The organism is Terriglobus albidus, assembly GCF_008000815.1.
Classification (GTDB): domain Bacteria; phylum Acidobacteriota; class Terriglobia; order Terriglobales; family Acidobacteriaceae; genus Terriglobus; species Terriglobus albidus_A.
In genome coordinates, this window is record NZ_CP042806.1 from 5735277 (window position 1) to 5747551 (window position 12275).

The 12275-nt window shown below is 58.8% G+C and carries 11 protein-coding genes; 3 read left to right on the forward strand and 8 right to left on the reverse strand.

Annotated features, from left to right (window positions below; genetic code table 11):
- Positions 1–354 carry a YciI family protein gene (locus FTW19_RS22980; RefSeq protein WP_147649911.1) on the forward strand — a complete coding sequence of 118 codons (354 nt, stop codon included), beginning with the start codon at positions 1–3 and terminating at the stop codon, positions 352–354.
- Between the two features lie 200 nt (positions 355–554).
- Entirely contained in the window at positions 555–974 is a 420-nt protein-coding gene (locus tag FTW19_RS22985; RefSeq protein WP_147649912.1) for a YciI family protein, read from the forward strand.
- A gap of 21 nt (positions 975–995) precedes the next feature.
- Here FTW19_RS22985 and FTW19_RS22990 read toward each other — a convergent pair whose 3' ends face one another.
- The 7 genes from FTW19_RS22990 to FTW19_RS23020 all read right to left on the reverse strand — a co-directional run bounded on the left by FTW19_RS22990 (position 996) and on the right by FTW19_RS23020 (position 10440).
- Positions 996–1514, reverse strand: coding sequence for a nuclear transport factor 2 family protein (locus FTW19_RS22990; RefSeq protein WP_147649913.1), 519 nt, complete (start codon positions 1512–1514; stop codon positions 996–998).
- 258 nt (positions 1515–1772) lie between these two features.
- The gene (locus FTW19_RS22995; RefSeq protein WP_147649914.1) at positions 1773–2480 is read right to left on the reverse strand and encodes a hypothetical protein; all 708 of its coding nucleotides are present in this window, start codon (positions 2478–2480) and stop codon (positions 1773–1775) included.
- 203 nt (positions 2481–2683) lie between these two features.
- Entirely contained in the window at positions 2684–5566 is a 2883-nt protein-coding gene (locus tag FTW19_RS23000; protein ID WP_187143139.1) for a glycosyl hydrolase-related protein, read from the reverse strand.
- Positions 5567–6030: 464 nt separating this feature from the next.
- Complete coding sequence (locus tag FTW19_RS23005; RefSeq protein ID WP_147649916.1) at positions 6031–6570, reverse strand: DinB family protein; 540 nt, start codon at positions 6568–6570, stop codon at positions 6031–6033.
- A 149-nt stretch (positions 6571–6719) separates the two neighbouring features.
- Positions 6720–7640 (reverse strand): LysR family transcriptional regulator, encoded by a 921-nt coding sequence (locus FTW19_RS23010; protein ID WP_147649917.1) that lies wholly within the window; start codon positions 7638–7640, stop codon positions 6720–6722.
- 47 nt (positions 7641–7687) lie between these two features.
- Positions 7688–8983, reverse strand: coding sequence for a chloride channel protein (locus FTW19_RS23015; protein WP_147649918.1), 1296 nt, complete (start codon positions 8981–8983; stop codon positions 7688–7690).
- Positions 8980–10440, reverse strand: a complete 1461-nt coding sequence (locus tag FTW19_RS23020; protein ID WP_147649919.1) for an FAD/NAD(P)-binding protein — start codon at positions 10438–10440, stop codon at positions 8980–8982. The genes FTW19_RS23015 and FTW19_RS23020 overlap by 4 nt, the downstream gene beginning before the upstream one ends.
- A gap of 831 nt (positions 10441–11271) precedes the next feature.
- Between FTW19_RS23020 and FTW19_RS23025 the strand changes: the two genes are divergently transcribed.
- Positions 11272–11607: a PadR family transcriptional regulator gene (locus FTW19_RS23025; RefSeq protein ID WP_147649920.1), complete on the forward strand. Its 336-nt coding sequence runs from the start codon at positions 11272–11274 to the stop codon at positions 11605–11607.
- Between the two features lie 48 nt (positions 11608–11655).
- Here the strand turns inward: FTW19_RS23025 and FTW19_RS23030 are convergent, their stop codons facing one another.
- Positions 11656–12180, reverse strand: a complete 525-nt coding sequence (locus FTW19_RS23030) for a hypothetical protein (protein ID WP_147649921.1) — start codon at positions 12178–12180, stop codon at positions 11656–11658.
- Positions 12181–12275 lie beyond the last annotated feature (95 nt).

The following is a 12275-nucleotide window of genomic DNA, read 5'->3' on the forward strand; positions in this document are numbered from 1 at the left end:
ATGCCGCAATATATGGTTTGCAACTACCTTCCCGACAACTTCGACCCCTCCACCGTCACCGAACCGATGATGGAAGAGATCCACGCGCTCAACCGCGAAATGATCGCTGCCGGCGCCAGGAAGTTCGCCTGCGGCATTGCTCCGGCCGCCAACGCGAAGACGCTGCGGAAGCAGTCCGACGGCCAGGTGTTCATCACCGACGGGCCGTACATCGAGACCAAAGAGCACATGGGCGGATTCTGGATCCTGGAAGCCGCCAATCTGGACGAGGCACTTGCATGGGCGAAGAAGGCTGCCATCGTCTGCGATGTGCCCGGCGAGGTCCGCGAGCTTCTTTTCTTCCCTGCTCCGTAGGGAGCATAAAGATGGTCTTCCTACGTGGCAGTCTCGTAAGAGCTTTTGCCAACCGAAGCATCGAAAAGCAGGTCCTTCACTAATCACCCCAGCGAACAAGTTCGCTGGGGACCCCGAACGTTCAGGATGACAACATTTATGACCAGGGAAGGCCCGCTCTATAGTCCCTCATTGAGGGTGGAAGGAAAAGGAGAAGAACAGTGAAATACCTCTGTTTTGGCTACTACGACAAAGGCAAATTCGATGGCCTGACTGATGCCGAGCGAAACACCATGTTCGACACATGCTTTGAATACGACGACCATCTTCGCGCCAACGGGCACTGGGCCGGTGGCGAAGCGCTTCAGGGTCCGGAGACCGCATTGACCTTGTCCTGGAAGAACGGCAAGGTAGCAACGACTGACGGTCCCTATACTGAAACCAAAGAACACCTCGGCGGCATCCTCATCCTCGAGGCGAGGGACATGAATCATGCTGTACAGCTTATGTCGCAGCATCCGGCGCTGACATACGGCAACAGCTTCGAGATTCGGCCGGCCGGGGATATGAGCGAAATCATCAAGGCAAGTGAAGTGCGACGGCGACAGAACGTTGCGCGAAACGAGAGACAAGCGACGTAGCGTCTTTGGCCTTCACACACTCTAGTGGGCATAGCTAACGACACGTGTCAGCTTCCAGGTTCCATCTTTCAGTTGCCAGATATGCAGGAACTTGGCTTCTCCTACCTGCCACTCATCCGCGCCTGGATCCAAAAAGCGAGTCATGCCTAATTGCTTTGCTGCGGGAAACTCTTTCTCGTGACCGGGGTGATGAAAGCGATGCGTTCCCATCTCGATCGCTCCATAGCCTTTGACCGGGTAGACCTGCAGAGTTCCGGGCACGAGTTCACGAACCATCACGCCGCAGGTGTTGCGCTTGATGGACTCCAGAAAGGCTTGCCTGCCCAGCATCAGGCCGCCCTGGTCGTGATAGAACTCGAGGTTCTCGTCCACCAGCGCGGTCAGCTTCTCGTAGTCGCAATGATTCGCCGCATCGAACAACTGCGTATCGAGGCCCTGCATCGTTTCGAACAGCTTGGACGGCTCGGTCTGAGAGAAAGCTGCGGTGGAACCTAGCAGCAGCAGAAGGCAAAGGAATGACTTCGGTAGTGCAAGCTGCATGGATGGTCCTCCCTGTTCCTTGCGACGAATGGAAGGCAGTACGCAATTGAAGCCAAAAAGGTTCAATGCGTGTATCGACATACTAGCGATAACCGATGCACCGGGTGCCCCAGGTCCCTTAAGGGACCTGGGCCCGGCTTTTCCTGTCCCGGCCAAGAATTCTTCGGCCACATCGCATGAGAGTTATAGAGCGTGCCTTCAGCCCTTTATTATTGGGCCGGAGACCTGGGCTGCCCTGGACTCGTATAGAACGCGCCTTCAGCGCTTAGCGCTGATTCCCAGCAGTCTCCGTACGCCCAGAATCAAGGCTCCCTCGCCAAGAATAATCAACACTGCAAGAACATAGTTAGGCCAGTGGTGGCGGTACCTGTCATAAAGAGCCCAGAAGCCATCCGTATCGAAACGTGCATGCGTCTGAGCATCGCCCCATACTTCTCCAGCCTCATCGCCCCTGGCGCCAAAAGTTTTGTTTTGAGTAGATGCGCACTCGGGCGCCTCAAATCTCATCGTCTTCATGTCGAATCGAAAGGGCCGGATCGAATCGGTCTCAAAGCAATACTGATCGCCGACAAACTCGTCTCCATCAATTTTGAGATGGATGATTGACCTCACATAACCGGGGCCGGCTATTGGAACATCGCTGTGGAAACCAGGAGCCACCAGCGTGTCGTCATATGTATTTCCGCTTTCCAGCCGGTATCCGTTGGGCAGCGTGACATAGGGATCGCCGCTCATTCCCGAATCCTGATGAGCCCATTTATTCGAAATCTTCACGTGGACGAACAGGACAATGAACGCCAACCACAATAGGCCAATGAATGGCACTGCTCCGCAGGAGACCACAGTCCAGAAGCTCTTTTGGAGTCTAGACGCCGATTTGACGAGAAGAACCGAGGAAATGCCAGCAATGAGCAGCCCCACAGCGCCCCAAAACACCACCTCCACCAAATAGGACAAGGCAGACATTCCGGAAGTTTAGCAGTCCAGGTAAACCGCGATGAAGACACATCTCATAGGCCTTCGGTGCTACAAATAACACCAGAGGCGTTTTGTTTTGCTTAAGGGCACGGCTTCAGCGCCCTTAAGCAAGATAATCGCACCTGCGGTGCGAAGAGGGATGCACTATTCGAACGCTCGAACCGAGCGGGAGCTCTGGACCATACATCGAGCTACATCCCATTCTCGTTCTCGATGCGCAGGGTCACCAGTTCCCATCCGCCAACAGGAATCTCCCCTTCCAGGACATCGAGCTTATCCTCTGCCAGATTGCTCTTCCAGCACTTGCCGGTAACAGCGGATGGCCACACCAGCTTCGCTTTGCTCTCCTGGCCCGAAGCTCCGAATAAGCGCAGGATCCATGCCTTTCCATCTTCACTCGGCTTTGAAGTGAGCACCAGAACATCGGAAGGTTCAATACGTGGTAGCGGTTGGGGTTTCGTTACGGCTGCACTTCCCTGGCGAACAACAAGAGGCTCAGACAAGCCGATGGCGAGCCTGCTTGCAGCGGCGAAATCGCGTTTGCGATGCGGCCGCAGCGCGTAGCGGAAGGTCACTGGCCCTTCCTGGTAGGCGCGATAGTTGGTTCCCCAATGGTTGTTCATCACCCAGGAGAAGAAGGTCTGCGACGGTTCAATCTGCTTTCGCCAGACGGTTGGATCGCGTTGCGAACCGAGCATGGTTGCGCTGATCTCACCCACTTCAATCAGCGGGGCATCCTGCGTCACCCACGTCACTCCGGATTCCTCGTTGGAGACATCGACCCAACGTCCGACCGGCAGCCAGTTCTTACACGAACCCGGCAGTTGATCCTTCTCCGGCTGCATCGCGCCGAGAGGAATATCAACCATCATCGTGCCGTTGGGAACAGCAAAGGGAAAGGCAAACTGAACGCTTTCCTTGGAGCCGCGCTGCGCGAACTCATCGCCGGGTCCGCCCACTCCGGGATGAGGATTCAGGGGAGCCTGCAGCTTGTCGACTGTATTGGCAATTTCCACGTAATCCATACCGGCCACGAGACGAAGACGGCGAGTCAGGCTCTTACAACCTGGGGCCGATGCCTCGATGCGGAGAGAAACGAGTAACGAGCCACTCTCTTCCATGACGACCTTGGCCGAACCGCTGGACTGTAGGTGATCGATATCTTTCCCGTTGAGAAGGAGAAACTGATTGACCGCGTGCTTCCCCGTTTTGGCGGCGAGGTTCTGCGGTGTTCCATGCAGACGAAGATCGACGATGTCTCCGCTGGCGGGATCAACTGCAACATCAATCACCCCATTCGACAGCCGATGATTCGCATACGTGACAGGGCTGCGATGACTGTACGGCTTCTGATGCGAGACCTTGTAGCGGCGCGAGCCAAATGCCGGAAGATCGGTAACCAGCACGGCAAGCTCACCCGAGCTTAGCCGTTGCGAGGCAACCGGCCTTCCCTGCTCGTCTGCAACGTGGTCTCCTGCCGCGGAGAGCTCGCGCGAAAGATAGATGACTTCGGTGCGATTCCAGGAGCTGGCATTCCAGACTTCGATCGTGCCGGTTACAGAGCCGTCACCAGACGCCTTCCGCAGCAGCTCTTCCGAATGCTTCTCCGCATCGACAGCAAACGCGCGTTTCACCTCCCACTGTTTCCTGACGAAGCTGTTCTCCGAGTCGGAGACGCTGTTCCACGCTCCCCAGGTGTGTTCGGAGTAGAGCAGGACATTGCGCCATGCCTCGGCATAGTCTGCAGCGTTATAGGCCTTTGGATTAAGAAGCGCAGTAAGTGCTGCAGCCTCGCTGATACGGTCGGCGGCATTCCTGCTCATCGCTGTCTCCAGCGCCGAGGAACCCGCTCCGTCCTCCCAATAAGGCGTCAGATCGCCGCGATGCTGCGGTAGCTGGCTGCCATAACGTCGCTCCATCGCAGCAAAGGCGGTGCTGGTGGAAGCGATGGAGAAGCGCGGCCACTCATAGGTTGTATTCCAGTTCCTGATCCAGTCGCTGAGCTCAGGGTCGGGCTCGGCGTTATCGCCATGTCCGGACCAGCGGATATAGGAGAGGTCATAGGGATACTGCACCTCATCCATGCGATCCTGGTACTTGGCCACCAGGTCATCGCCAAGCTTCATCACGTGCGATAGGGCATATCCCGTCCACGGCACCCAGAAGAGAACCTTTTCTTTTCCTGAGGGCGAGATCCACCAGAAGGGCTTATCCTGCCAGGCCATCATGAAGGCGCCAATGCGATCGAAGAAGTTAGGTGCAGCGGAGAAGTAGCGGATCCCCGCATGCGCCATCGCCGTCACGGTTCCCCACGAGAAGCCGGGAACATCGCTCATCATGGCGGAGTCGACCTTCACGCCGCACGTCCTGCCCAGCTCTCCGGAATAACGGAAGAGCTGCAACAGCTCTTCCGGCCGGCACAGCCCGGTCAGCTCGTTGGCATACGAGCCGTTGATTGCAATCCAGCCCTTTTGCACCGCTTCAATCAGCGCGCGGCGATCTGCCTCGGGACGGCGCTTCCTATAGAGATCGGTTCCCCACAGCGCTTCGAGATTCCAGACGAACCGCGCGCCCTCCGGATAGGCTGCAGACTTCCGCGCAAGCTCAATCCCCTTCAGGATGTTCTGGATTTGTTTCTCTTCGACATCTGCCTGCAGATCCGTATAGCCAAGATCGTGATGTGAGTGCGGCAGCACATAGATCAGCATCTTGCGCACCGGCTTGATCTCGACCGCTTCCGAGAACTGCCTGCCGTCAAGCTCAACCGTGACGGTGGCGTGCCGCGTCTCATCCACGGCGGGTAGATGAAGATCGAAGCCATTCGGGCCGCTCTGAAGCGTGCGCCGGTCGATCTCCTTCGCATCGAGACGGGTAATAGCGACGCCTGGCTGGCCAGGATTCTCGATGTTAATACGCAGCGGCTGCATCAATGCGCCACCATCGCGAACCAGCGCGCGGATAGGCGTTGCCAGCGGCGTCTTGCCCTTCTGCTTCTCCTGCGCAAGCAAGGTGTATGGATGCAGCATCGCACCCGCAGCTATGGGCAAGCTCTTCAGTAGATCTCTGCGTTTCATCGCGCGCATACCTCGTTACGCATGGTAAATGGCGATGAGGGTGCAGCGGCACGGTCTTCGGCGCTTTAGAGTGTCTTCGTCGTCATCTCATAAGCGTGCGGGAAGCGCCAAAAGCGCTTTGTTTTGCTTAAGGGCACGGCTTCAGCCGTGCCGTAAAAGAACTACGTGGGAACGCGGCTTTAGCCGCTGAGGGCATAGCCTTTGGTACCTCAGCAATAAAGCCGCCGCCGTAGTAATGTCTGGAACGGGACGGCTGAAGCCGTCCCCTTAAGCAAGACATTCGCACCTACGGTGCGAAGCTGAGAAGCGCTCTGCACACGCAGTTTCTCTGCAGTACGGCGTGCTCGATCACACGCCCTAAGCCTGACTCGCGGCCTAGATAAGTAGGCTCGCTTTTCGGATACCAATCCTCAGCACCAACCATCTCTGCGCCGTTTACTCACGGCGCAGAGAAAGCCCATCCATTACTTCGACCACGGCGGCACAACATTGTTCATGCGAGCGTAAGCAATCGACTGGCCGAGATGCTCATGCTGATCCGACAGCAATATCATGATCGCGCTCTGCTTGGTCATATCCCTGCCGAACAGCTTGACCGGTGCGCTCAGATCGCTATCGGAGAGGCCGCTGATGGCCTTCTGCAGATCTGCATAAGAGCTCTTCAACGCGGCCTGCAGTTTGGCCGGGTCGGTGATCGGCTCCGGTCTGGGGCCTGACGGAGCCGCGGCGCCTGTGATCACGCGGGTCAGCATTCCGTTTTCCATCACGATCAGATTGAAGACCTCGCCAACCGACCGCACACCTTGACCCGGCTTCCAGTCATACTTACCGGTCATTGCTCCGGCAAGGCCAACGAACTTTCCGGAGAGCCGATCTGCGTCCGATGCATATGCGCTCTGGAAACCTGGCTGTGACGCAGCGGTCTGGGCACGGAGACCCGAGGCGGCGAAAACGACTAGAAGTAAGAGCCCACACGCAAGCGAAGCGATTCTGTTCTGTCTCATGAATTTGTCCTCTTTCTACCTGCGGCGGTGCAGGCGGTTCGGATTTAACGGCAGATGTGCTCGTACGTTGACCGAGAATCATCGGATAAGCGTGAATCCGAATTGTACTCGTAGCGAATGAATTCCCGGAACCGCGCGGCTCGCCCCGCTTACTTCTTCGTACGTCTCGGCGCAATGTCGTTTGCCTGCCGCATGAGGAAGTTCCGAAATGCTCCGACGCTTCCTACGGGCTCAGGCCCGGCTGGGTATGCCATCGCAAACCGGCGCGATAGCTTCACGCCTTGAATGCGAGCAAGTTTGACCGTTCCCAGGGACAGTTGATTGCGCACCGCCCATCGCGAGACGATCGTTACACCCAGCCCGGCCTCAACCGCGTTGAGCAGACCCTCCGTCGAGTCGAGCTCCATCGAGATCCTCAGATCCTTCAGCTTCAGTCCGGCTGTCGCGAAGGCATGCTCGATCACCCGCCTCGACCCGGAGCCATACTCCCGCGTGAGCAGCGGCTGGCCTTTCAGGTCGTCCAGCGAGATCTCATGATCGGCCCACTCGTGCGACGCGGGAACCACCAGGACCATGTGGTCCTCCATAAAGGGTTCAATGTGGATGTCTTTGCGCTGTTCCGGACCTTCGATCAGGGCGATCTGTATCTCACGCGCCAGCAGAGCTTCCAGCATCTGATCCGTGTTTCCGCTGCGAGCGCATACCTTGACCTTGGGATTCATGGCGGTAAATCCCGCGATGAACCTGGGGAGAAGATATTGGCCGATGGTTTGCGAGGCGCCGATGATGAGCTCACCCGCCTGCTGGCCGTAGGCTTCGGCGACCGCGGCGATCGCCTCGTCGCTCAGCGCCCTCATCCTCTCGGCGAATGGCAGCAGCGCCTGCCCACCCGGTGTCAGCGAGATGCGACCGCCGCCACGGTCGAACAGCGGAACTCCCAGTTCTTCCTCCAGCAGCTTGACCTGTTGTGTGACCGCGGGTTGCGTCAGCAGCAGCTCTTCGGCGGCTCGCGTGAAACTCAGGTGCTGGGCTACCGCCCGGAAGACACGGATGCGAAAGTTATCAATCACACTCTCTCCTCAACGCAAGATAGCGCATGCATCATGCAGCAACTGCGTCATGCAGCAACACCTTCTGGTTCCAGCGGATCTGGCGTCGCAATCGCGTACAGCGAACGCGACGAGAGCCGTCGTGCGATCTCGCAGGCCAGCAAATTGTAGAGCAGCAGCAGTGGAAGCAGATGCCATTGGTCCGTCAGCTCAACCGCCATCATGGTTGCCATGAAGGGCGCGTGGGTCACCGCCGCAAGAAATGCCGCCAGGCCAATCACCGCAAAGAGGCTCGGCTGGGTAACGCCAAACATCTGTCCGGCGATCAGACCGAGGGCAGCGCCCGTGAATAAGGTCGGTGTAAACACTCCGCCGGCGGTACCCGCACCGACGCACACGCCGGTCGCGATCGTTCTCGCAAGCAGGAGCGTGATGCTCGCCCCCACCAGACCGGAGCCGCTTAGAACCTGAACCAGGGCCATGTCGCCGTTACCCCACACCAGTGGTGTCATCAGGCTTAGAAGGCCCACCACAAGACCGGCCCACGCCATGGCGAAAGGCCGGTGGCACAGAAAGCAAAGCCCCCGGAAGAACCGGTGGTAGAGCGGCGCCAGGCATCCCAGTGCAATGGCGAGAAGGACTCCCCACCCAACCTGGCGATCGAGCGTGAAATGGCTGTGAACCGCGAAGATGGGTCCCCCTCCAAGCAGGGCTCGGCTCACAAGCCAGCCGGAAACGGAGGAGACTGCCAGAGGAGCCGCATCCTCCCATGACCATTCGCCAAGAACCACCTCGAAGGCGAAGAACATCCCAGCAATCGGCGCAGAGTAGGCGGCGGCAATGGCTGCCGCAGCGCCGTAGCTGACCTGACGACCGAGCGACGCCCGCCGGACTCCCGATCGTTTCCCAACCCAGGATGCCGCCGCGGCAGCGAACTGAATCATTGAGCCTTCACGGCCGATCGCAGCGCCTGTGGCCACCGAGAACGCGGAAGAGAGGGTGCGCCAGAAGGTTGAGGGGAACGGAATCTCTCCATCGCCGAAGCGGACCGCTTCCACGTACTCGTGGAATGGCGCCAGGCGAAGACGCCGCTTCACGAACCACGCGATTGCTGTTGCCAGCAGCGCTCCCAGAATGGGTGTGACCAGGCGGCGTCCAAACGGAAGTGCCGCGGCAGCCGCCGGCAAAGAGCCTGCATGCTGAGTGAAGAGCCACTGCAAGCCACGCATCAGCAGACGGACAAGAACGCACGCCAGTCCGCTCACGACACCCAGCACAGCTGCCCATCCCGCTGCGCCCAGAATCCCCGCAAAGGTGCGGGAGGTGCGTGGTGGGGGTAAACAACAATCGTTCTCTGCGATCATGCGACTGCTCCGCGAGACACAAGGACCATCGACTCTGCATTGACCATCGACTCTGCGTTGTAGAGGGCAGCCGCCTTATGCGGCTCCGCTTCCGGCTGCTGCGTGGCCGTTTGCAGCGTGCAGGCCAGCTCCGCCGCCTGGGTACGAATCTCGGGAATGGCAATCGACTCCAGCAAGGTTCCCTGGCGGCCGGGCCCCAGACTAAACAGAATAGACGACTCCTGCCCAGCGGCATCGATCACGGCTCCTGTCTGCGAAGTGCGAAGGCCACCACCCAGTGGGCCGGCGGCGATGAGCCCCTGCGCGAACAGACTGGTGAGTAGCGGCGAGCCTACCCTCCTGTAGTTCATGCTGGGGCCGGTGCAGTTGATCACGCGTGCAGTCTCGAAACGCTGATTCCCTTTCGGTGTTCGAATCGTGACGATGGCGCGCTCTCCGTCCAGCTCGACAGCCTGCAGCCCGCCTTCCCGAACCTGCAGCGTGCCGGCGCGTAACTCGGCCTCGATGATGTCGGCGATCGCCGGAGCCATGCGGTGCCGCACCACATCCCACCGCCGCTGCAGATGGCGACGGAAGCGGCGCTGCTCCTCAACCGGAAGAGCGAGCCAGAGTTCATTGGTCGTCTCTCTCAGGCTGTCGACCGCTGCGCGCCACTCCGCGCCATTGCGCAAAGCCTGGCGAAATGTACGTAGATAAGACAGGCAGGTGGCCGGAGTACCCCGCGGAATCGCACTTCGCTGCGTGGCTGCATATGCAGCGTGGCGCTTGGGAAAGATGCCGTGACGTGAGACCGCCGTGATGGTTCCGGTGTGCCCCAGCTCCCGAAGCCGCAACAGCACATCCACACCGGTCAATCCGGTTCCGATGAGCGTGATGGGGGCCTGCGGGTCGAGCCCGTCGAAGGTGTCAGCAGCCCATGCATTGTGCCGATAGACACCGGCCGTCCGCGCCTGCTGCGCGATGCCGGGAAGTGGGGCAGGATCGAAATTGCCCAACGCCAGCACGACGGCTCTCGCTTCCAGGGTTCGGCCATCGTGGCAGGTCAGTACCGCCCTGTTTCGCGCAAGTTTCAAATCGACCACCCTGGCGCTGAGATGTTCGATTCCAGAGACAGAGGCCAGCAGCGACTGAATGTATCGCCCAAAGACGGCGCGCGGCGCGAAGGTCATGGGCTCCGCCGTCATGGGCTCCGCCTGCGGATCATGGTTCGCTCGCAGCCAGGTCAGGAAGTGATCGGGCTCGCTGGGCAACGCGCTGATCTTGCCTGCCGGCACGTTCAACAGATGTCTGTAGCTTGGGGTCGCATAGGCCAGGCCCAGTCCAGGCGACGGGCTGGGATCCACCACAACGACGCGAACCTTCGGGTTCTGGCGGATGAGGTGATAGGCCGTGAGAGCTCCACTCACGCCACCACCAATGATTGCGATCGGTGCTGTTGCTGTCTCGTGCGTATCCATAACTCGACACTAGGCCGAGATCGACGGCATTGGAATTCGCAAATTCTTATGCGGTATAAGCGGGCCGTGATGCCTTGTCGATCTCTCGGTTGGGAGAGCCTCAGCGGCAGTTGTCCATGTTCCGGAGATGGACCTGCCCTCAGCGGCTAAAGCCGCCGTTTTTTCTGCGCTGGTACGGCATGGCTAAAGCCATGCCCTTAAGCAAAACCATCGCGCAGGCGCGATAGATCACTCGAATGAACAAGTTCATTCGAGTAATTGAAGAGTCTGCCTCACATCCAGGGGAATCGCTTCTCTGTTCGCGCAACGCGCGAATGCCTTGCTTAAGGGGACGGCTTCACAGGCTGCGGAAAAACTCGATTTTCGAGAAGCGCAAAAAAACGATCGCGTCAGAATGACCTATAAGCGATCCGGGGACATTGGGTGATGATTTTCTATCCCCAAATTTGACCCGATTATCCCCTCATATAGAGTTTTTCCGCAGCCTGTTTAGCCACGCTTCTTTCTGCGTCGGTACGGCATGGCTGAAGCCATGCCCTTAAGCAAGACATTCGCGCCTTGCGCGAACAGAAAAGCGATTCCGTTGGGTGTGAGGGAGACTTCCTAATAGCCGTCTCTAATCAGCTGAACGGACTTGTTCGTTCGGATGATCTATCGCGCACCGCGCGATTGTCTTGCTTAAGGGCACGGCTTTCAGCCGTGCCGTATACGGCGCGAAAAGGAATGCGGCTTTAGCCGCTGAGGTCAAATCTATCCCCTGACACGATAGACAACTTCCCTATGACCATCACATCTTGACAATCAAAATGTAAAGCTGCCAAGCTTGGTTCTATGACTGAGCAGAATACCGATGTCATCCAGGGCACGCTCGACCTTCTGATCCTGAAGACACTGAGTCTGGAACCGATGCACGGCTTTGGCATCGCTCGCCGGGTCGAACAGGTTTCGCGCGGAGTCTTCAAGGTGAACCCCGGTTCCCTGCTCACGGCGCTACAGCGGCTGGAACGCGCCGGCTGGCTCGATGCGGAGTGGAAGAACACGGAGAACTCGCGCCGCGCCAAGTTCTATACGCTTACGCGCGCGGGCAGGAAACAGTTGGAGATCGAAGAAGAGGACTGGAACCGGCGATCCTCTGCGGTAGCCAGGCTTCTCCGTCAGGAGGCCTAACCCATACTCTGGGTGCCCAACTAGCAACCAGCAACTAGCAACCGGCAACTAGCTGGCGTCCACCAACTGGATCCGATACGTCCTGCCAACTCGCAGGCTGCGGAACTCCTCTTCCGGGACGGAGAGGTTAGGGCCGTTCAGTAGTTCGTGGGAGGGAGCGTCCGAGGCGTCGCTGTCGCGCACGATGCGGGTTGAGGCGATGTACTCCTGTGGCTCCCATGATTCCAGGCCGACGACGCGTAGACCGATGACTGGCATAAAGACTCTGCACCCCTTGGAAGAAGATCTTGGAAGCCGCAGACTGGGCCGGTTGCGTTGTGCGAGGACGCGGCGGGCGCGGTCCAGTCTGCGGCAGTACACGATGCGGCGTGCCAGCACATCCTTCGCTTCGGCGTCCAGAGCGCTTACTGCCTCCTTCTCCTCGGCGGTTCCGAAGAGCTGCAGATCGCAGTGGCAGTAGCGCTCGCGCTCGCAACAGGTGGAGCGGTAGCGGGCCAGGATCACCGCCCGGCGACGGTCGGCTTCCAGATAGCTGCTCCATAAGCAGCCGGCTTCAGCCTCCCAGTCAGCCATTCGCTGCTCCAACGCGTCGAGATGTGACGGCACAGGCATCGTGTGTACGTCGCGCTTATCGGCTTAGCGATAAACGCGATAAACAAATGATAACC